The organism is Thermosynechococcus sp. QS41, from assembly GCF_031583515.1.
In the GTDB taxonomy this organism is placed as follows: Bacteria; Cyanobacteriota; Cyanobacteriia; order Thermosynechococcales; family Thermosynechococcaceae; genus Thermosynechococcus.
In genome coordinates this window covers 224,652-245,352 of sequence record NZ_CP134181.1, presented here as the reverse complement: position 1 = coordinate 245,352, position 20,701 = coordinate 224,652, and the positions used below count along the sequence as shown (strand labels likewise).

19 protein-coding genes, 1 tRNA gene and 1 pseudogene are annotated in these 20,701 nt (G+C 55.8%); 16 read left to right on the top strand and 5 right to left on the bottom strand.

Annotation, left to right across the window (positions count from 1 at the left end; all coding sequences use genetic code 11):
* Window positions 1-89: 89 nt before the first annotated feature.
* From RHJ80_RS01130 to RHJ80_RS01120, 3 genes are read left to right on the top strand one after another with little or no spacing between them, the layout of a single operon-like run.
* On the top strand, window positions 90-770 hold the full coding sequence (locus RHJ80_RS01130) for a HEAT repeat domain-containing protein (RefSeq protein WP_302677043.1): 681 nt from the start codon (window positions 90-92) through the stop codon (window positions 768-770).
* A 5-nt stretch (window positions 771-775) separates the two neighbouring features.
* On the top strand, window positions 776-1,879 hold the full coding sequence (gene cbiD / locus RHJ80_RS01125; protein WP_310743982.1) for a cobalt-precorrin-5B (C(1))-methyltransferase CbiD: 1,104 nt from the start codon (window positions 776-778) through the stop codon (window positions 1,877-1,879).
* Window positions 1,880-2,233 carry a hypothetical protein gene (locus RHJ80_RS01120; RefSeq protein ID WP_310743981.1) on the top strand — a complete coding sequence of 118 codons (354 nt, stop codon included), beginning with the start codon at window positions 1,880-1,882 and terminating at the stop codon, window positions 2,231-2,233. It begins immediately after the preceding gene.
* Between the two features lie 34 nt (window positions 2,234-2,267).
* Here RHJ80_RS01120 and RHJ80_RS01115 read toward each other — a convergent pair whose 3' ends face one another.
* Window positions 2,268-2,951, bottom strand: coding sequence for a class I SAM-dependent methyltransferase (locus tag RHJ80_RS01115; protein WP_310743980.1), 684 nt, complete (start codon window positions 2,949-2,951; stop codon window positions 2,268-2,270).
* A gap of 94 nt (window positions 2,952-3,045) precedes the next feature.
* Between RHJ80_RS01115 and RHJ80_RS01110 the strand changes: the two genes are divergently transcribed.
* Window positions 3,046-3,132 (top strand) — tRNA-Ser (locus RHJ80_RS01110).
* Between the two features lie 60 nt (window positions 3,133-3,192).
* Here RHJ80_RS01110 and RHJ80_RS01105 read toward each other — a convergent pair.
* From RHJ80_RS01105 to RHJ80_RS01095, 3 genes are all read right to left on the bottom strand, one after another.
* Window positions 3,193-3,630, bottom strand: coding sequence for a peroxiredoxin (locus tag RHJ80_RS01105; protein WP_206200694.1), 438 nt, complete (start codon window positions 3,628-3,630; stop codon window positions 3,193-3,195).
* Between the two features lie 70 nt (window positions 3,631-3,700).
* Complete coding sequence (locus RHJ80_RS01100) at window positions 3,701-4,726, bottom strand: ABC transporter permease (RefSeq protein ID WP_302677774.1); 1,026 nt, start codon at window positions 4,724-4,726, stop codon at window positions 3,701-3,703.
* Window positions 4,727-4,747: 21 nt separating this feature from the next.
* Window positions 4,748-4,975, bottom strand: a complete 228-nt coding sequence (locus RHJ80_RS01095; RefSeq protein ID WP_206200692.1) for a hypothetical protein — start codon at window positions 4,973-4,975, stop codon at window positions 4,748-4,750.
* A gap of 135 nt (window positions 4,976-5,110) precedes the next feature.
* Here RHJ80_RS01095 and RHJ80_RS01090 point away from each other — a divergent pair, with 135 nt between their 5' ends.
* On the top strand, window positions 5,111-5,956 hold the full coding sequence (locus RHJ80_RS01090; protein ID WP_206200691.1) for a lipopolysaccharide assembly protein LapB: 846 nt from the start codon (window positions 5,111-5,113) through the stop codon (window positions 5,954-5,956).
* Window positions 5,957-5,960: 4 nt separating this feature from the next.
* Here the strand turns inward: RHJ80_RS01090 and RHJ80_RS01085 are convergent, their stop codons facing one another.
* The gene (locus tag RHJ80_RS01085) at window positions 5,961-6,500 is read right to left on the bottom strand and encodes a peroxiredoxin (protein ID WP_310453140.1); all 540 of its coding nucleotides are present in this window, start codon (window positions 6,498-6,500) and stop codon (window positions 5,961-5,963) included.
* A 102-nt stretch (window positions 6,501-6,602) separates the two neighbouring features.
* Here RHJ80_RS01085 and RHJ80_RS01080 point away from each other — a divergent pair, with 102 nt between their 5' ends.
* From RHJ80_RS01080 to RHJ80_RS01030, 11 genes and pseudogenes are all read left to right on the top strand, one after another.
* A complete protein-coding gene (locus tag RHJ80_RS01080) occupies window positions 6,603-9,446 on the top strand; it encodes a UPF0182 family protein (protein ID WP_302677038.1) in 2,844 nt (947 codons plus the stop codon).
* Between the two features lie 437 nt (window positions 9,447-9,883).
* Window positions 9,884-12,016: a DUF559 domain-containing protein gene (locus RHJ80_RS01075; RefSeq protein WP_310801299.1), complete on the top strand. Its 2,133-nt coding sequence runs from the start codon at window positions 9,884-9,886 to the stop codon at window positions 12,014-12,016.
* Between the two features lie 6 nt (window positions 12,017-12,022).
* A complete protein-coding gene (locus RHJ80_RS01070) occupies window positions 12,023-12,640 on the top strand; it encodes a hypothetical protein (protein ID WP_310801298.1) in 618 nt (205 codons plus the stop codon).
* Window positions 12,640-12,888 carry a DUF4258 domain-containing protein gene (locus tag RHJ80_RS01065; protein WP_310801297.1) on the top strand — a complete coding sequence of 83 codons (249 nt, stop codon included), beginning with the start codon at window positions 12,640-12,642 and terminating at the stop codon, window positions 12,886-12,888. The genes RHJ80_RS01070 and RHJ80_RS01065 overlap by 1 nt, the downstream gene beginning before the upstream one ends.
* Window positions 12,885-13,097: a DUF2283 domain-containing protein gene (locus RHJ80_RS01060; protein ID WP_310801296.1), complete on the top strand. Its 213-nt coding sequence runs from the start codon at window positions 12,885-12,887 to the stop codon at window positions 13,095-13,097. The genes RHJ80_RS01065 and RHJ80_RS01060 overlap by 4 nt, the downstream gene beginning before the upstream one ends.
* A 20-nt stretch (window positions 13,098-13,117) precedes the next feature.
* A pseudogene (locus tag RHJ80_RS01055) lies at window positions 13,118-13,528 on the top strand (type III restriction endonuclease subunit R); the annotation flags it as partial.
* Between the two features lie 38 nt (window positions 13,529-13,566).
* On the top strand, window positions 13,567-16,230 hold the full coding sequence (gene hsdR, locus RHJ80_RS01050) for an EcoAI/FtnUII family type I restriction enzme subunit R (protein ID WP_310801294.1): 2,664 nt from the start codon (window positions 13,567-13,569) through the stop codon (window positions 16,228-16,230).
* A complete protein-coding gene (locus RHJ80_RS01045; RefSeq protein ID WP_310801293.1) occupies window positions 16,227-17,747 on the top strand; it encodes an N-6 DNA methylase in 1,521 nt (506 codons plus the stop codon). Before hsdR ends, RHJ80_RS01045 begins: the two co-directional genes overlap by 4 nt.
* On the top strand, window positions 17,728-18,495 hold the full coding sequence (locus RHJ80_RS01040) for a DUF3800 domain-containing protein (RefSeq protein WP_310801292.1): 768 nt from the start codon (window positions 17,728-17,730) through the stop codon (window positions 18,493-18,495). The genes RHJ80_RS01045 and RHJ80_RS01040 overlap by 20 nt, the downstream gene beginning before the upstream one ends.
* A 14-nt stretch (window positions 18,496-18,509) precedes the next feature.
* Window positions 18,510-19,745, top strand: a complete 1,236-nt coding sequence (locus tag RHJ80_RS01035; protein ID WP_310801291.1) for a restriction endonuclease subunit S — start codon at window positions 18,510-18,512, stop codon at window positions 19,743-19,745.
* A gap of 2 nt (window positions 19,746-19,747) precedes the next feature.
* Window positions 19,748-20,632 (top strand): DUF3800 domain-containing protein, encoded by an 885-nt coding sequence (locus tag RHJ80_RS01030; protein ID WP_310801290.1) that lies wholly within the window; start codon window positions 19,748-19,750, stop codon window positions 20,630-20,632.
* Window positions 20,633-20,701 lie beyond the last annotated feature (69 nt).

Sequence of the window (20,701 nt, the reverse complement as noted above, 5' to 3'; positions counted from 1 at the left end):
AACGCCTAAGCTGAGGGCAGAGAATTGAAGCCGCGATCGCTCTGCCCTTTTCTGTGGGTGACGCAACCCAGTAGGATCAAAGGAATCAGGTGGAGAATATTGGCGTGGACACAGCAGCAATTCAGGAACTCATTACCTCAGCGGATGTGGGCGATCGCCTGCGGGGCATCAATCAACTGCGTAGCCTTGACCCCAACGATGCCTTTCGGCTCATTCAACCCCTCAGCCAAGATGAAAATTCCCGTGTCCGCTACGCTGCGGTGAGTCAAATTGCCAGCCTTGGGCACGTCAATCTCAATCAAGCCCATGACCTGTTGCGCGATCGCCTGCTCCATGACAGCGAAACGGATGTCCGTGCTGCTGCAGCGGATGCGATGGCTGCCCTACAAGTTCCCTTTGCCCTTGAAGATTTAGAAACGGCCTACCACAGTACCGATGATTGGCTGTTGCAGTTTAGTATCATTGCCGCCTTGGGTGCCCTAGGCAATCCTGCTGCTGTTGGGCTGCTCACGGAAGCCCTCAATAATCCCCAAGAATTGGTGAAATTAGCCGCCATTGGTTCCTTGGGTGAACTGAAACAACCAGAAAGCATTGTCCAGCTGCGGCAGTTTGTCGAGTATCCCGATTGGCAAGTCCGCCATCGCCTAGCGATCGCCCTTGGCCAAATTGGCACTCCAGAGACTCGCCCCCTGCTGGAACAGTTGACCACTGATTCTGCGGAAGCGGTTGCCGAAGCGGCTCGCACTAGTTTGGCTCAGTTAACTACTTAACACCCGTGGGTTATACGCTACCAGTTTTTGCGGCGGCGGCGGCGGTGGCGGCATTGCGTTGCCTTACGGAAGGAACCTGTCCTAAGGAAATCACCCTTGCGCTGCTGCGCCCCAACCGCTGTGAAACCTTTAGGATTGCCCAAGGGGCATGCTTAGATGCCCAACAGGCCTTAGCCATTACCTACAGTGAACCCAGTGATCCCCTTGATCTCACCCGCCATACCCCGATCTGGGCTTGGGTGCGCTGGCAAGACCCTGTAACGGCTCCCAAAATTCACATTGAGGGAGGCTTTGGGGTGGGGCGCGATCGCGCCACGGGCGAGGCAGCTATCTACCGCTATGCCCGCTTGTTGTTAACCACTAACCTGTTGCTCTATTGTCCTAAGGAGCGGGCGATCGCCGTCACGATTCTCCTGCCCCAAGGGCGAGATTTGGCAGAGCGCACCTCGAATGCGGCTTTTGGCATTGTTGAGGGACTCTCCCTACTGGGAACCACTGCCTTAGCCCAACCCCTCACAGCCTCGGAGCAACTGGATCGCTATCGCGAGGACTTAGCCCAGAAGGCAGCAAAATCTCCCATCCTCGTCTTTTGTATTGGCGAGAACGGCCTTCAGGTGGCGCAGCAACTCCAGATTCCCCCTTCCCTGTGTGTAAAAACTGCCAATTGGCTAGGGCCAATGCTGGTGGCCGCTGCTCAACACAAGGTTCAACAGTTGCTCCTCTTGGGCTACCACGGCAAATTAATTAAACTCGCTGGCGGCATTTTCCATACCCATCACCACCTTGCGGATGCTCGCCAAGAAATTCTCACCGCCTTTTGTGCCCTTGCAGGTTTAGACCCAGAGATTCTGCATCAGGTGTGGCAAGCACCAACGGTTGAAGCTGCCCTCAAATTTTTAGCAACAATGGCTCCCCAAGCCTTGCCTGAGATTCTCAGCCACATTGCCAACCGCATTGATGAGCGCGCCATTACCTATATCCATGCCCATTGTGCTGCTCCCATGGGGCGGTCATTACAGGTGGGATGTGCTTTGTTTGGGCGCGATCGCCAAATTGTTGCCATCAGCGAGGCAGGAAACCTAATTTTGACAAGGATTAGGCTATACTAAGTGAAAGACTCAATAAAATGTGTACCAGCACTTATGAGTACAAACTGCCATGTTCTTGATCGCGAAGAGGTCATTCGTTTTATCCCGAATGAAGATGATAACTCAAGAATTATTTACAAACACCGTAATACTGATATTACTTATCCAGAAGAATTTCTAAAGCTTATTTTTAATGATGCTAGATTGATTCCACCATTAGTTAGAAGTTGCTCAGCAAGAGTTATGATGCTCGATAAGACGGGTTGGCATAAGGGTAGAGTGCGATTAGAAATTGTATTCTATCCCGATGAGGAAAATCCCAATATCAATGTTAGTGATGAACTGAACATTAACGAATATCTATCTCAGAGTTAGGGTTGATCTCATAGAAGCTAAGAAAAGTAGTCTACTAAGGATTGGAGTTTCTAAAGACGGTAAAAGATTGATAGCCAGTATCAATTAAGATATGCTCAAATAGTTCCTCTCCAATCAATTCATCGATAACTTGCTTCACGGGTGAGTTATTATTACCTTCAGCATCATACCAGCCATAGTAATCGTGCAAAATAAAGTAGCCACCCGGTCGTAAATGCCAAGGCACATAATTAAAAACATCCGCTTTGCACCCCTCATAACTATGATCGCCATCAATAAAAATGAGATCAACTAAACCGTCAATCGTGACTTCATCTGAACGGGTATTAATAAATTCAACATAGTTTTCAAGATTTGCTTCAAGAATTAATTCCTCAGCTTCCTTGGTTGGAAATGGATCAATTGAAAGCAGTTGTCGTTTTTTCGGCGCTTCAAATTCGTTGTAATTGATGTCAGGTCGCTGCTTATGTTGTTGTGGTTCTTGCCAGCCAATATCAATGAATCGTAGGGCACTTGCTAGACAGAGAGTTGAAAAGCCCTTAAAACGTCCAATTTCAATGATCCGAGTAGCGCGAATACTTACGGCTAGAGAAAATAGGGTCATTCCTAACCCCAGCTCTGAGCCACCAGCAACGAGTGCCTTCCGCATCAGGCCAAAAAAATCCCCAAAATAGCCGTCCATTCTTTTCTGGTTATGGGCTAAGGCTTCTGTTGTCATTAGGTACTCTGGACTAAAACTCATGGGAGTATTTCCGGCAGCGACTTCTTGTGGCTCTACCTTATCCTAGCTGAGGTTACAATATAGGATACTGGGAGAGATGGCAGAGTGGTCGAATGCGCTCGACTTGAAATCGAGTGTGGCAGTGATGTCACCGAGGGTTCGAATCCCTCTCTCTCCGTTGGATGAAAAAAGGCAGCTAGAACTGCTCTAGCCGCCGAAACATCACTCTTGGAAACCCTTACAGACCAAGATCTGCCAAAATGTCGGTGGCGTGGGTATCGGTTTTCACACTGGTATAGACGTGGGAAATAATGCCATTGCCATCAATGACATAGGTGACTCGCTTGGCGTAGCCGCCACCATCCACGTCGTAGGCCTTGATAATGGATTTGTCCACATCTGCCAAGAGGGGAAAGGGGAGGTTGTATTTTTCAGTGAACTTTTGGTGCGAGGTTTCGTCATCGGTACTCACCCCCAAAACGACAATCTCTTTGCCCTGATAGGCGGCATAGTTGTCACGGAAGCTACAAGCCTCTTTGGTGCAGCCGGGGGTGTCATCCTTAGGGTAGAAGTAGAGCACCACAGTTTTGCCCGCAAAGTCGCTGAGGGACACCGTATTGCCATGGGTGTCTTTGGCAGTAAAGGCAGGGGCGGGTGTACCAACGGCTAAAGCCATGGGGGATAACCTCCTAATGTTAAGTTTTATTACGTGCTTGTTCTTTATTTTATCGGCAGATGCCAAAAAGTTAGTAGTGGATGCGGGGGTCAATCCAAGCATTGAGCAAGTCAATGAGAATACTGGCGGCAACCACAATCACGGCAAAGAAAACCACAATGCCCTGTACGGTTGGATAGTCCCGCAGAGCAATGGCCTCGTAGAGTCGCTGACCCAGCCCCGGCCAAGAAAACGTCACCTCTGTCAACACGGCTCCCCCCAAGAGGCTGGCAAGGGTCAGCCCCAAAACCGTGATCACTGGAATCAAGGCATTCTTGAGGGCATGGTGAATGAGAATCCGATGCTCAGGGATACCACGGGCACGGGCGGCTTCCACATAATCGGCCACTAGGGTTTGCTTGAGATTCACCCGCACAATGCGCTCAAAGATACCACTGAGGACGATCGCCAGCGTCAACGCAGGCAGGAGCAAGTAACTAAAAGCAGTTCCCAGTTGGTGGAGATTACCATTCAGGAGCGCATCCAGCAGGTACAGCCCTGTGGGACCTTGGGGGGGTGTTTCCGTGATTGGGTAGCGGGTACCCAAGGGAAGCCAACGCAGATTCACCGCAAAGAGCAGTTGCAAAAGCATCCCCAGCCAAAAGAGGGGCAAGGCATAGGTGATGATGCCAAAGAGACGCCCTCCGATATCCCAAGCAGTGCCAGATTTGACCGCAGCCAGACTGCCAATGAGCACCCCTAAACCAAAGGCGATCGCCAGACTCGCAAGGCCTAATTCTGCCGTTGCAGGGAAATGCTGAGCAATGATACTCGTGACGGCTTCCCCTTGACTGGTGAGGGAGGTTCCCAGATCAAATCGCAGGAGTTGCCCTAAGTAAGTCAAGTATTGCTGCCACAGGGGTTGAGCCAAGCCCAATTGTTCTCGCAAGGCTTCCTTGACAGCCACCGGGGCACGGGGACCTAAAATCGCATCCACGGGATCCCCCGGCGTGGCTCGCAGCAGCAAAAAGACGACGGTGACAATCGTCCACAGCATCAGCGGCGCAAGTAAAAGCCGCAGGAGCAGGTACCCCTGCAATGCACGCAGACGAGACATGATCACAGCATCTGGAAATAGCTATTCTTGGGGTGGGTTCGCCGCTCGCTGGCGATCGCGCTCAATCGCGGCCAAAAGACGTTTGGGATAGCTATCCGCTGCAATTTGCAGAATTTGATCGAGGGGCGTATCATTCATAAACTTGGTGGCGGCAGCAATGTACTCACGGTTGGGACAGCGATCGCCCAAGACACAGCCATTGACACAGGCCTCTGCACAATTGATGGTTTCTGGCGTTAGTTCACCCATGGCAGCTCTCCGAGGAATTGCTCAAATTTTAACAGGGGGAAGGTGGCCGACCTGAAAATTGGCCGTGATTCCCCTCGGCTCCTAGGCTAGAATCATACTGGCACTGGAAATGCTGGGCACCCTCAAGGAGGCACAATGCGCAAGAAGTGGCTCACCCTTTTGGTTTTGCTGTTGGGCGTGGTTCCTTTCATTGCCATTTCGGTGATGCCCCTGCTCAGCAGTGCCTTTAGCCCAGCGCAACCCACGCCAAGCCCCGTGACCAGTCCTGCCGCCACTGACAAAGTTGCCGAACTGCAAGCCCAAGAAAAAGGCTACCAACTGGTGCTGGAGCGTGAACCCAACAATGCCACAGCCTTAGAAGGGTTGGTGCTGGCTCGGCTGCAACTGATTCAACTGGGCAAAGGAGAAATTGCTAGCGTCATTGACCCCCTGCGCCGCTTAGCTGCTCAACGCCCCGAACAAACCGATTATGCGATTCTGCTGGGACAGGCACAGCAGCAAACGGGCGATCGCGAGGGGGCTGCCCAAACCTTTCAAGGGGTTCTGGCCAAATCCCCCGGCAATCTCAATGCCCTGCGGGCTTTAGTGGATCTCTACTTGAAGGAAAATCGCCCCCAAGCGGCCATTGGCCTCATTGAAGAGACCCTGCAAGGGGCAGAGCAAGCCAACAAAGTCCAACCAGGGAGCGTCGATGTCACGGCGGTACAACTTCTCCTTGGCGATGTCTATATGGCGCAAAAACGCTACGATGAGGCGCTGACCCTCTTCCAAAATCTGGGCAAAGAAAACCCCAACGATTTTCGCCCGGTGCTTGCCCAAGCGATGGCACTGACGGAACAGGGGAAAAAGACAGAAGCTGCGCCTCTGTATGCCAAAGCCGTGGAACTTGCACCCGCCAAATATAAAGATGCCATTCAGCAGGCAGCGCAGCAGGTGCAAAAGGAATCTCCAGCAACCCCTGAACCCCCGCCACAGCAATAGAGGCCTAAACTTGCTGTTGCAGTTCCTCTAGGCGAGCCAGTACCTCCTGACTGTGGATCGCGGGATTCACTTTGACAAACCGCTCGCGCAATATCCCCTCAGGATCGATGATGAAACTGTGGCGCAGCGAGACAAACCCCAACCAAGAGCCATAGGCCTTGCTGACGCGGCCATCGGGGTCAGAGAGGAGGGGAAAGGTCAAGCCTTCACTGTCACAGAAATCTTCATGGGAGTCCACGGAGTCGGCACTGACGCCAATGACTTCAGCATTGTGGGCATGAAATTGCTCAATATCCCGCTGAAAGCGTTGGGCTTCGAGGGTACAGCCAGCGGTAAAGTCCTTGGGGTAAAAGTACAGCACCACCCACTTGCCGCGATAATCCTTCAGGGAAATCGGCTGGCCATCGACACTGCTGGGAAGAGAAAAGTCGGGTGCTGGGGCATTGAGGGGCGGCAATTCACCCCCGAGAGCCCAACTGGGAACTGATGGGCTCAGAAACAGAATCAAACTCAAAAGGGCAACAAGTAGTGAGCGCAAGAACATAGTTAAATCGCTAAACTGGCCTTAGGAAAGCATCTAGCTGCACTGTACCGTAGTTTTAACGATTTTTCGAGGTTGATGCCGTCACTCCCTCTTGTACAGTTGATGCCCCGCTGGCTGCGCTGGCTGGGTGGTCTGGTTCTAGCGATCGCCCTTGGGGTTGGCTTGTGTCGCTTCATTGCCGAAAGCCTCTGGTTTGATCAACTGGGCTATTTGGCGGTGGTCTGGCAGCGCTGGAGTGTCCAAGCTTTACTGTTTCTGGCGGTTGCGGGGGCATCGGCACTGTTCTATGGCTGGCAGCAACACTGGCTCCTGCGGCAACGCACCGTGACCCTCGATCCCACCCTGACCGCCCAGAGTACCTATCGGGGGCTGGGGCTGTGGCGGCTTTTGTTGTGTGCCAGTGGTCTCATTTGGCTGCTAATTGTTGCTACTTACCACATTGGGGCGATCGCGCTGCAACTGTGGCAACAGCGTTCAGAAATCACCTTTAACAGCCCTCTGCTGCCGCAATTGAGTGTCTGGCGGGTGGCAGAGCTATCACTTCTAGTGGTGCAGAATCCTTGGCTACTCGTGCCGAGTTTGGCGGCATTGGTACTGGGGTTGTGGTTGCCCCTGCGCCTCTTTCAGGGGGTTGCAATTCTCTTGAGCGTTGCCATGGGGGCGATCGCCTGCCTGAGCTGGCCGGTGGTGCTCAAGGGACTGTTTGCCGCCAGTGATCCCCATACGGAACCGCTATTTCGCCATTCCATTAGCTTTTACCTGTTTGAAATCCCCCTGTGGGAACTGTTGCGCCTATGGCTGGTGAACCTCAGTGTTGTCGGCTTAGGGGGAACGGCCTTGGGTTATCTCCTTGCCAATGAAAGTCTCAGTCATGGCAAATTCCTCGGCTTCGTGCGATCGCAACGGCGGCATTTACAGGGCTTAAGTGCCTTTGTCTTTGCCACAGTGGCCTTTAGCTTCTGGCTAGAACGCTACAAACTTCTTTATTCGACCAATGGGGCTGCCTTTGGCGCCGGCTATACCGACGTCACTGTACGCTTACCCCTCTATGGTTGGCTTTCAGCCTCGGCTTTTGGCGTCGCCTGTTTACTGGCTTGGTCAGCGATTCGACGGGGCGGCGAAGGGCAGCGGCGGCTAGGACCGATCGCCCCCGGCCTCTTTGGCTTTACATTGGGCTATTTAGTGGTCATCCTGATTGCCGATTGGCTCCTGCCCACAGCCATTGAAGCGGCCATTGTTCAACCCAATCAACTGCAACGGGAACTCCCCTACATTCAACGCACCATTACCCACACCCGCGAAGGCTTTAACCTTGAAAAAATGCGGGTCGAACCCTTTCAGCCGGAAAATAACCTCAACGCCGAGATCATTGCTGCCAACGCCGCCACCACCCGCAATATCCGCCTTTGGGATACCCGCCCCCTTTTAGAAACGAACCGGCAACTGCAACAACTGCGCTCCTACTATCGGTTTCCAGCGGCCTTTTTGGATCGCTACTATCTCAAACTATCCCCTGAGCAAGACCAATCAGAAATTCGCCAAGTCCTCATTGCCGCTCGCGAAGTGGACTACAGTGCGGTTCAGCGCTTTGCCCGTACTTGGATTAACGAGCACTTGGTCTTTACCCACGGCTATGGCTTCACCATGAGTCCCGTGAATACCGCCGAAGCCAATGGTCTGCCCAAATACTTTGTCCGCGATATTGGCGATACGGGTGAGCTACTGGTCGATCCGCCGCAAATCCGTGAAAGCATTCCCTTTTTCTACCCCCGGATCTACTACGGTGAACTTACCCATACCTATGTCTTTGCCCCTTCGGCGGTTCCAGAGCTGGATTTTCCCCGTGGCGCCGAAAATGTCTATAACCACTACGACGGTACGGGGGGGGTTCCCATTGCCAGTTGGTGGCGGCGCTTGGTCTACGGTGTCTATTTTGGTGACTGGCAACTGCTGTTGACCCCCAATTTACGACCGGACTCACGGGTACTTTTTCGTCGCTTAATTCAAGAGCGGGTGCGGGCGATCGCCCCCTTTTTACGTTTTGACAGTGAACCCTACCTTGTGGTCGCCGATCCACGCTCTGAACAGGACATTGCCGCCAGTCCTAGCGCCACAGGGGTGAGCTATCTCTACTGGATTATTGATGCCTATACCGTCAGTCGCTACTATCCCTATGGCGATCCCGGCGAGCACTCCTTTAATTACATTCGCAACTCTGTCAAAGTGGTGGTGGATGCCTATAACGGCGATGTCACGTTTTATGTGGTGGAACCCGACGATGTCATAATTCGCACGTGGCAGCGGGTTTTTCCAACCCTCTTTCATCCCCTGAGTGCCATGCCCCACCGCCTCTACCGCCACATTCGCTATCCCATTGATTTGATGCAGGTGCAGTCGGAACAACTCCTGAAATACCACATGACGGATCCCGTGGTCTTTTACAACCGCGAAGACCTCTGGCAAATTCCCAAGGAGATTTACCGCGAAAAGCCCCAAGCCGTTGCCCCTTACTATCTGATTACCAAGCTGCCCATTGGCTACACTGAGGAGTTTATTCTGCTTGTTCCTTTTACGCCCGTGAATCGTCCCAACCTCATTGGTTGGCTAGCGGCTCGCTCCGATGGTCAAAACTATGGCAAGCTCCTGCTGTACGTCTTTCCCAAGCAAGAACTGGTCTTTGGCCCTGAACAAATGGAGGCGCGGATCAATCAAGACCCAATGATTTCACAGCAAATTTCCCTCTGGAATCGCCAAGGGTCAAGATCGGTGCAGGGAAATCTCCTCATTATCCCCATCGAGCGATCGCTCCTCTACGTCGAACCCATTTACCTCGAAGCCGATCAAAATCAACTGCCCACCTTGGCACGGGTCATTGTTATGGACAATCAGCGGATTGTGATGGCACCTACCCTAGAGGAGGCTTTGCAAAAACTGTTTCCTGATTAATTTTCATCGCAGAAACGTTGAAAGATAGTTTAATTGGTATTACTTCCGTAATGGGAGCACCTGATTTCTCATCAGCAGTGACAGATTCCATGGTTTCGGAGTGGGCTTTTCCCCTTGGTTGACTAAATGGCGAGAGGAGGGGTCTGTAATAACCAATCGACTACTGGGCTTCGGCCTGTTATTTCACCGTCTGTCTCTTGGAAGCTAGTGCAGGCTGCCAGAATCCGACCCATACTTGTTGCAGAAATGCAGGTAAAAGCGCACCCACTTTCGATACTCAGGCCATTGTTCTGTTTGGGTATTTTGCTTAGATAGCAGGTTAAGTATGGGGTCTCTATGCTGTTTATCGTTACAAATTAAGTCCTTGCATACGTATCTACTATTGCAGTTTAATTACTGTTTAGCTTTCAAAACCACCAATCTGCAGACAGGACTTGATGGCCCGAAAAAAGAAGACCGAGACCAAGCGTCCGATCGCACCCTACGAGCATCGGGACAAAGCGCGCGTCAACAACCCACCCGTTGGTTTGGTGACCCCGGAGACAGACCCCGACACCGGACAGCAGAAAAAGCGCTACGCCTACGACCCGCACCTCGACCCGCAACTGGTCTGGGCGGGCAAAGCCGAGCATACCTCGTTTGAAGTTCCTACCGTCTCCCTGCACGTGCACGAGCGCATCGACCCGCGAACGATCATCGAGGCGGTGCGCAAGAAAAATGGGCAACAGGGGCCGGTACAACTGGGGCTGTTCGAGGTCGAGCGCCAGGATCCCCTGCGCGAGGCGGTCGAGTTCTACCGGCACCGGCATGGCTGGACCAACCGCCTCATCGCCATCGAAGACATCCACCCCGTCGACTACCTGCTGGCGCATGATGGCTTGCCCCATCGCGTCGTGCGCACGATACGGCGAATGTATCGCGGCGTGATGATCGGCATCCGTCACGACCTTAGCGGGCAAACCCTATGGCTTACGCCCGATCACAGGGTGTTGGCCCACAGACGACCGCACAGCCTGGGTGGACATTCCGACTGGTCAGGTATTCCCAAAGCGCTGCGCGGCAGAAGCAAAATACTCCGCAAGGAAATGACTCCGCCTGAACGGAAACTTTGGAAAGTCTTGCGAGGCAATGGGTTGGGCTTTACCTTCAGACGTCAGCACCCTATTGGCCCCTATATCGCCGATTTCTATTGCCGTGAAGCTGCCTTAGTGGTAGAAGTGGACGGCGCCATGGCTCATGGCACTCCGGCCGCCATGGAACATGACCGTGTTCGCGATGAGTTCATGCACGCGCTGAATCTAAAAGTGCTGCGTGTTCCCGCCGCAGAAGTAGAGCATAATCTCGAAGGGGTTTGCACTGCTATTGAACAGGCGTGTAAAGAGCAACTTTCGCCAGAGTATGCCCAGTGGATGGAGGCAGAGCAGATACAAGAGGGAGACATCCTGTTCCACGGTCCCGACCGCGTTCCCGTGCGCGTTGTGGAGGTGGTTAGAGACTTGTCCGAGGAAGAGGTTTACGATTTAGAAGTAGAGGACGCTCACTCGTTTATAACGGAAGTCTGCGCCGTACACAACTGCGGCAGCGGCACGACGGCCTATGTGGCCGAGCAGTGGGGCCGGCGCTGGATCACCTGCGACACCTCGCGCGTGGCGCTCACCCTCGCCCGCCAGCGCCTGATGACCGCGGCCTTCGACTACTACGAGCTGGCGCATCCCGAAGAGGGGGTGGGCAGCGGCTTCAAGTACAAGACCGTGCCGCATGTGACACTCAAGTCCATCGCCAACAACCCGGAGATCGACGGCATCTACGCCCGCATGCACCCGGCGATCGAACAGGCGCTGGCAGACCTCAACGCCGCGCTCCGTCTCCCCTCTCCCGCTGGGAGACCCCCTGACGGGGGCAGGTGGGCCGGGGGTGAGGGCTATCCCCGTTTCAAGGTCACGCAAGGCTGCCGGGCCGGGCATTTCGTGGATTTTGCCGCGCCGGAGGACGACACCTTCACCATGCCTTCGGGTCAGGTGGTGAAGGTCAGCGAGCTTATGGAATGGGAAGTGCCCTTCGCGTTCCCTGCCGATTGGCCCGAAGCGGCCCGCAAACCCTTTGACGCCTTCCACGCCACCCGCCGCGCCATGCAAAAAGCCATGGATGAGGCGATCGCCCGCCACGCGCCGCAGGAAACCCTTTACGACCAGCCCTTGGTGGACCGCAAGAAGGTGCGCGTCACTGGCCCGTTCACGGTGGAGGCCGTGCCCGCGCCGGCGGTCAAGTCGCCGGAGGAGATTCTCGAAGCCAGATCCCAACCAGCCGACACGTCCATCGCCCGTTCCGGCGAGACGCTGCGCCAAGCCAAATGGCGCGATGAACTCTTGCGCACCGGCATCCGCGGCAAGGCGGGGCAGTATATTCGCTTTGCTCGGCTTGAGCCTCTTCCCGGTTGCCGCTGGCTCCACGCCGACGGCGAGACGCGTCCCAGCGACGAAGGAGCCGACTCCGTGCGCGAGACCGGCCCAGCCTACAGCCCGATGCGCGTGGTCGTTTCCTTCGGACCCGAACATGCCCCGCTGGAGTAGCGCCAGGTGGAACATGCTTGGGAAGAGGCGCGGACGCTCGTGCCAAAACCGAAATTGCTGGTCTTTGCCGCCTTCCAGTTCGACCCGGAAGCCGCCAAGGACATCGACGAGATGAAGCCGGAACTCGCGGGCATGCAGTTTCTGAAGGTGCAGATGAACGCCGATCTGCTCACCGACGACCTCAAGAAGAAGCGCGCCAGCAACGAATCCTTCTGGCTCATCGGCCAACCCGACGTGCAGGTCGAGCGCATCACCAAGAGCGGGGACAAGGGCAAGTTCGTCGTCTCGGTGCACGGCTTCGACTACTACTACTACAACACCAAGACCGGCGGAATCGAGTCGGGCGGCGCGGACAAGATCGCCGTCTGGATGCTGGACACCGACTACGATGGGCGCAGCCTCTACCCGCGCCAAGTCTTCTTCCCGATGGCGGGCGAGGGCGAAGGCTGGGCGAAACTGGCGCGCAATCTCAAGGCCGAGATTGATGAGGAACGGATCGAAGCCTACCGCGGCACGGTTTCTCTGCCATTTGAGCCAGGCGAACACAAGCGCATCGCGGTGAAGATCGTGGACGACCGGGGGATCGAGAGTTTGAAGATCGTCGTCTTGAATGGGACAGGCTGATGGAGTACGTGCTCACGGAACACGACCGAGACGCCTTGCAAAAGCGGCAGATTGCACTTGCCTGGCTGGAACGCGCCTTGAATGCTCCAGAGGCGACGGAAGCCGATCGGGTGGATCCGAACCCGGAACATCGCCTCGCTCGGATTCCAGAGTTTGGCAATCGGGTGTTGCGCGTGATCGTCAACACGAAGAAAACACCGCCATTAGTCGTGACCGCATTCTTTGATCGAAGGAGGACTCTCCCATGAAGCTTAAAGTGGATCAACAGGCCGACGCCCTCTACCTGACTTTGAGTGATGCGCCCGCGAGCCGCACCGAAGAAGTCTCGCCGGGTGTTTTTGTGGATTACGATGAGCAGGATCGCGTAGTCGGCATTGAGATGTTGTACCTGTCAAAGCGGGCGCCGAACCTAGATCTGCGGCGGCTGCAGTTCGAAACGGTGCCCGAAGCAGGTTGAAACCGGAGGAAACCACCGCTATGCCTCGCGCTACCATTGACCGCCTGATCATCAACTCGCCCTACGAGGAGCCGCAGCGGCACTGGCGTTATGACCGGGAAACGCGGCTCTTTGACTTGGTCGAAGGCCGCCGCCCGGCGGGGTACGTCGTAGCAACGCCCGGCTCAAAAGCCTTCGATGACCCGGGCATCTTCGTCGAGATTCCACTGGTCAACCAGATCCGACCGCGCGTCAAGGCCTGGCGCGAGGCGGGCTATCCGGGCGTCACCAGCATCACCAAGCGGCTGCTGGAGCACTGGCGCGATCCAGAGGAGTTCGAGGCGCGCCACTTTTTCTTCTGCCAACTGGAGGCGGTAGAAACGCTCATCTGGCTCACCGAAGCGCCCGCTGCCGGGCGCGTGGGAATCGAGATTCCCCGTGATGGCGGAGAGCCGGCGGACGATCTCCTTCACGTAGTGGAGGCTGCCGCATGAAAAACGAGGCGGATACGCGGGCGACGCTCATCGATCCAAAACTGAAAGCCGCAGAGTGGGCCGATACACAAATCACAAGGGAGCACTACTACCAGCGGGATCAGCAGTATACGCAGGGGCGCGTCATCCTGGTGGGCAATCGGATTCGCAGGGGCGAGGTCCGCAAGGTGGACTATCTTTTGCGTCTTTCGGATTCTTTTCCCATCGCCGTTGTCGAAGCCAAGTCCGAGGGGGAAGCGGCCGAAGCTGGGCTTGAACAAGCCAAGCGCTACGCTAGGGATCTAGGGATCCCGTTCGCCTACGCCACGAACGGTCACCAGATCGTCGAATTCGACTTCTTTACGAACTCAACCAAGGATCTTAAGCAATTCCCGACTCCCGGTGAGCTGTGGGAGAGGTGGCAACAGAATCAGGGAAGCCCAGATGCGTCGCGCGTCGCCGAGCGCCCAGAGGAATACGGCGTAGTCAAGCGGAACAATCCACTCCTTTATCCATACTGCCCGAAAAACCTGTGCGGGAAAATGCCGTTCTACTTCCAGGAAGTGGCCATCCGCGAAGTCATCAAGCGCTTTATACATGGCCAGAAGCGCGTCCTGCTGACGATGGCCACCGGAACCGGCAAAACCTTTGTCGCCTTCCAGATCGTTTGGAAGCTCGTTCAATCGGGTTGGCTCCAGCGCCGGCATTCCGACCGCCCCGGGCGCGTTCTGTTCCTAGCGGATCGCGCCGTGCTGCGCGACCAGGCATACAATACCTTCGCACCGTTCGCTGATGGAACGAGCGAGCCGCGTTTCAAGATCGAAGGACATCCGGCCAACTTGATGCGGGACCTCTACTTTGGGATCTATCAGACGCTGTGGAGCCCGGATGAGGCGGGTAAACGCCTCTTCGAGAAATTTCCGCGAGACTTCTTTGATCTCGTTATCATCGACGAGTGCCACCGTTCGGGTTTTGGGACCTACCGGGAGATCCTTGATCACTTCGGCACCGCCATGCAACTCGGCATGACCGCCACGCCCAAACAGGACGAAAATGTGGACACCTACGCTTACTTCTGCGCAGAGGAACCAGAGATTGCCATTGATCCGGACCACCCCGAGCGTGGCACCTGGAGGCCGCCCGCCTACCAGTACAGTCTGAGCCAGGGTATTGAGGACGGCTTTCTCGCCACGTATAAGGTCCACAGGGTGCGCACTACCGTGGACGCCACGGGCCTGCACCTCCAGGACGCCATCGAGCAGGGAGCCGAGGTCTTCATCCCCGATGACGTCGAGCCACGGGACTTTTACACCACGCCACAGTTCGAGCGGGAAATTTCTCTTCCTGATCGCACCGGGGCGATGGTCTCCCATTTGGCAGGGCTTTTGCGTCGCTTTGGGCCGAGGGAGAAGACCATGGTCTTCTGCGTGGACATGGAGCACGCGCGGCTGGTGGCTCGTCTGCTGCAGGACGAGTTCGGCCCTGAAACCGGGCTTTCCAACTACGCCGTGCCCATTATCTCGGAAGAAGGCGAGGAGGGGCGGCGGGCACTCGAAGCCTTCGCCGACTCCGATAAGCCGGCGCCGGTGGTCGCCACCACCGCTGAGCTTCTTTCCACCGGTGTGGACGTTCCATCCTGCCGCAACATCGTCTTTATGAAGACCCTTTCTTCGCCCACACTCTTCAAGCAAATTGTGGGCCGGGGAAGCCGGCTCGACTTTTCCACCGGCAAGTACTGGTTTCGCATCATTGATTACACCGGCGCCACGCGCCTCTTCGATGAATGGGATTGTCCGCCTCTGCCGCCGCCGGAACCCTCCACGGGTTCACTCACGGCGGCCGTGCAAGGGCAGGTGTTCCACGCGGACACGCAGGCTCCCATCGTGGAAGCCCGGGTGAGCATCCGCACCGGCCCGAACAGCCAGCGCGGGCCTATCTTGACAGATGAAAACGGCCGCTTTCAGTTTCCACAACTCCCCGCGGGTTCACTTCAACTCGTGGTCAGTGCCAGTGGTTTCACCAGCCGCACCCTTGCCCTGGAAACCGCGCCGGATGAAACGCTTCCCGTGGACGTGCCGCTCAAGCCGGCCTTGAAAAAGAGCGGCAAGATCTGCGTGGAAGGGCTTGAGGTCACCATTGCCGACGAGGCGGTGTTCCTCATCGAGGAAACGCGCGACCAGCTTACGCTGGAGCAGTATCGGAACTACACCCGACAGCGCATCCGGGCGGACGCCCCTAACCGTCAGAGGCTCCGCGACATCTGGGTGGACAGCGGCCGGCGCCAGTCCTTCCTCGCGGAGCTCCGCCAATCCAGCATTCACCCGGAAATCCTTGCCGAGGTGCTCGGTCAGCCGGAGGCCGATGCCTTCGATCTTCTCTGCCACATCGCCTTTGGTAGTCCTATCCGTACGCGCAGCGAACGGGCTGAGGCTTTCCGCAACCGCGAGCAGGCATTCATCAACGCCTATAAGGAAGGGGCCAGGAAAGTCATCCTCGAGCTGCTGGAGAAGTACCGGGTAGGTGGCATCGAGCAGCTGGAACCGGAAATCTTTGGCGTCTCACCCTTCCGCGAATGGGGTGGGGCAACCACAATCAGCCGTTGGTTCGGCGACCTGAAGCAGCTTGGCCACACCATGCAAACCATGCGGGAAAAAATCTACGCTAAGGAAACAGTGACATGAACGGACCCCAAACACGCGAAACCCTCGCCAACGAAATCTGGCGCGCTTGCGACATCTTACGCCGCGACAACAATTGCGGCGGCATCATGGAGTACATCGAGCACCTGGCGTGGCTGCTCTTCCTCCGTTTCCTCGATGCCCAAGAGGAAGAGTGGGAGACCCAAGCCCAGCTCGCCGGCCGCCCCTATACGCGCATCCTCGACGGGGAGCGCCGCTGGTCCCAGTGGGCCACGAAAGATTGGCCCGCCGACCGCCTGCTGGAGTTTGTTCACGGGCGGCTCATCCCCGACCTCCAAAGCCTGGGCGGTGACCCCCTTTGGGAGACGATCCGCAGCGTTTTCGCCGAACGCAACGTAATCGTCTGCGCTTCAGGCTACAACCTGAAAGAGGTCCTCCAAATCATCAACGGCATTGACTTCCATAGCCAAGACGACATCTTTACCGTCTCGCAGGTTTACGAGGAGCTGCTGCGAAGGCTGGGCAGTGAAAACCGCATGGCTGGCGAGTTCTACACACCGCGCCCGGTGGTGCGTTTCATCGTGGACCTCATCGCGCCGAAGATCGGCGAAACGGTCTACGACCCGGCTTGTGGCTCCTGCGGCTTTCTTGCCCAGGCTTACCTGCACATGAAACCCCAAGAACGCACCATCGAGGACCATAAGACGCTTCAGGAACGCACTTTCTTCGGCCAGGAGAAGAAGCCCCTTCCCGCTCTTCTCGGGCTTATGAACATGGTGCTTCACCGCGTCACGGCGCCTCGCATCGTCCGCCGGAACACCTTAGAAGAAAACATCCGCTCTGCCTCCGAGCGCTACGACGTGGTCTTAACCAATCCCCCCTTCGGCGGCACGGAAGGCCGGCACATCCAGGCCAACTTCCCGGTGCAGGCCACCGCCACCGAGCTGCTCTTCCTCCAGCACATCATGAAGAAGCTCAAGCCCCGGGACGGCGCTCGCTGCGGCATGGTCGTACCCGAAGGCACGCTCTTCCGGGACGGCGCCTTTGCCGCTGTCAAGCAGGACCTTCTTGAGCAGTTCCACCTGCACACCGTCGTGAGCCTGCCGCCGGGCACCTTCGCGCCGTATTCGGATGTCAAGACTGCCCTTCTCTTTTTCGAGCGACCGGGACCCACGAAGGAGATTTGGTATTACGAACTCCCTCTCCCGGAAGGCCTCAAGAAATTCAGCAAGGGAAGCCCCATCCAGGACGAGCACTTTGCCGAGGCACGCCGGCTTTGGGCCGCATGGGATGCCTACCGCCAGGGCAAGGGGCCGCGGGAAGCCTGCCTCTCGGAAAACGCCTGGATTGTGCCTGTGGAAGAGGTAAAAGAACGCGGCTATGACCTCACCGCCCGCAACCCGAACCGCAAGGAGGCCGAGGCGCTTCCGTCGCCGATGGAGATTGTGGCAGGCCTCCTTGAGCGCGAACGGGAGATCCTGAGCATCGTGGAGGAGTTGGACGAATTGCTTGCTACCAATGGCAATCAGGAGGGCTTAAATGTACCTAATATTCGTTGATGAGTGCGGGTACGTTAAGAAGTGGGACAGCGATATTAGTATCCAAGAACAGCCTTTTTACATCTTGTCGGCGGTGGCTATACCCACAACGCGCATAGATGGTGTATACGCGAGAATTCGCAAAGACATCAAAAACCTTAACCTACCTCACACGTACGCCGACCGATTGGGACACGGAGAAGAAATCAAAGCAAAGTCTGTAGATAGAGGAGAGACCCAGTGGGGCAAGGCCCCGGACCTTAGAAAACGCGTAATAGATGCATACCTCAATCACGAGGAGGTAACTTATTTTTTAGTGTGTGTCCATAAATTTCGGCATAAAGAAAAATACTCTTCTCCAGAAGATCCAAGCCGCCTTGCTTCGCGATTTCTCTTTGAGCGATTTCAGGGGTTTCTTGAAGATCAAGACGCTCAAGGACTCGTACTGGTCGACAAAAACAAACGCGAGGAAGAACAACAGCAAGAACATTTAGGGCAACTCCTCACGGAGGGCTCAGGTGGTATTGGTTTCAGTGAATTCTACGGTACGTTTTACGAATGGAAGGTGGACTTCAAAAACATTCTTGAAGTCCATTTTGGAGATAGCAGGTATTCTCTTGGCCTTCAAATTGCTGATTTTGTCGCCCGCTACGCGTATTCGTGGCGCAAGAATGACGCGGCCTCCAGTTACCCTGGGTGGGATCTGATTGAGCCAAGGCTTTATCGGTATCCCAGTTATCAGGGTTGGGGCTTGAAGGAGTTCCCCTAAGGAGGCATGTGGATATGACGGAGCCACTCTACAAACTCCCCGAAGGCTGGCGGTGGGTGAGGTTGGGGGAGGTGGCACGGCGCGAGGCTACGCTATTAAAGCCTAGCGACTATCCATCGAGGCGATTCCGGTATCTCAGTATGGAACACGTTGGACCTGGGCAGTGGGAGGAGCCGAGAGGGGTAGAGGTAAGCGGCAGTGAAATCAAAAGCCAGGTTGTGGTGTTTCGCCGAGGTCTGGTGCTTTATGGAAAACTCAGGCCATACCTCAACAAGGTTGTCGTGCCGAGCAACGAAGGGGTTGCTTCCACCGAGTTTGTTCCAATTTTTCCATTCCCGGATATGCTCGAGCCCGAGTACCTTGGTGCGTTCCTTCGCACCCCGTCTTTTGTTGCGTACGCTTCTGCAAATACCACGGGTAGCCGCCAGCCCAGAACTCGCTTAGATGCCCTGTGGCAGACCCCCATCCCCCTCCCCCCTCTCTCTGAGCAACGCCGCATCGTGGCGCGGATTGAGGAGCTCATGGCGCGGGTGCGGGAGGCGCGGCGGCTGCGCCAAGAGGCCCTAGAAGACGCCGAACGCCTGTGGCAGTCCGTCCTCGCCGACACCTTCCCCCACCCCGGCCAGGACCTCCCCAAAGGCTGGCGGTGGGTCCGGTTGGGGGAGGTGTGTAGGCATAAGACGGGGATTTGGGGACCGGAGGCCCCTGATTCAAGCAAAGGATTTCCGGTTGTCCGTTCAACGGAAATCCATGGCATGGTCCTTATGCCTCAGAAAGCTTCCGTTAGAGCTATCAGATCAAAGCAGATTTGGGCTTACAAACTAGAGGCGGGCGACATTCTAATTAATAAGTCAAGTGGTAGCCCCCATTTAGTGGGCTGGCCAGCCATTTTTGAAGACCCACATGACGGTAGGACTTACTTATTCTCAAACTTCATGCTCCGGCTCAGGCCTGAAAAAGAGTTATTGGAACCTTGGTTCCTGCTCTTCTACCTACATAGCCCAATAGCCCGTTCTCTTTATCTGGGAGCGCAAGATACGACATCTGGCCTTCGCAATCTCCGCATCCGCGATTTCATGGAACAATCGGTGCCCCTCCCCCCTCTCTCCGAGCAACGCCGCATCGTGGCGCACCTGGAAGAGGTGCGGGAACACATCCGGGCGCTCAAGACGGGGCAATCGGCCACCGAGGCCGAGCTCAAACGCTTGGAACAGTCAATTCTGGACAAAGCATTTCGGGGAGAGCTATAAGAATGCAACGAAACCTCTGGGGCCAACCCATCCGACGAACTGCCGAATACCACGTCTTCCATGACGAAAGTATGCCAAACAAGCGCTGGCTTCTGATCGGCTTGCTCTTCGTTCAAACGCAACACCTCAATGAGGTTCAGGCTGCTTTGCAAGATTTTCGCATGCAGGAAGACTACAGCGGTGAAATCCATTTCTCCGATTTGCCCAAGAACTTTGATGGTTGCTGGAGTGCGAAGGCCCGCGTGGCACAAGAATGGATGCGGTGTTTTGAGAAAGGGTTATCCGACCGTGTGTTCTTTTCAACGCTTGCCGTGGACCGCCACAGCCCCCGCTATGAGCACAAGCGCTTTGCCAGAGATTTTCATGCCTATAACCGCTTCACCGCGATGGCTCTCAAGGCAGGTATCGCCTGGCACCTTGGCCCCCAGAATCTGGATGACCTGATCGTTCACTTCATCTCCGATGCCAAAGATCGCGCAACCAGACCGGATCGTGACTTGACTGATAACTTCGAACAGTATCTGCCCTCTCGTGCGGAGCTAGATTCGTTGTTGAGCCAATCGCCGAGTTATCCTTTCCTAAATATGGATCTGGAGCTTCGCGACTCCGCCAAGGAAGATCTTTTGCAACTGTGCGACCTCTTGCTCGGCGCGACCCAAATGGCGCTGGTGGCGGGCTCCTCCCGGCCTACAAAGCGCGAGCTCGGGGAGATGATTGTCCGCTGGTACCGCGATCTGCAGCAACCGCCGTGGCAGCAGAAATTCGGACTCCACCGGAAGTTCAACCTTTGGGCCTTCCCCGACCAGAATGGCAGCCCATACAACAAGGTAAAGCTCGCTTTGAACATCGATGATGGGCAGCTCAGCCTGTTCACAGATAGTTCATGAGTCGGCGCATCTGCGTTACGCTCTACGACGAGATAGTGCAGCTATGGCCTTCTCGGGTGAGCACGAATA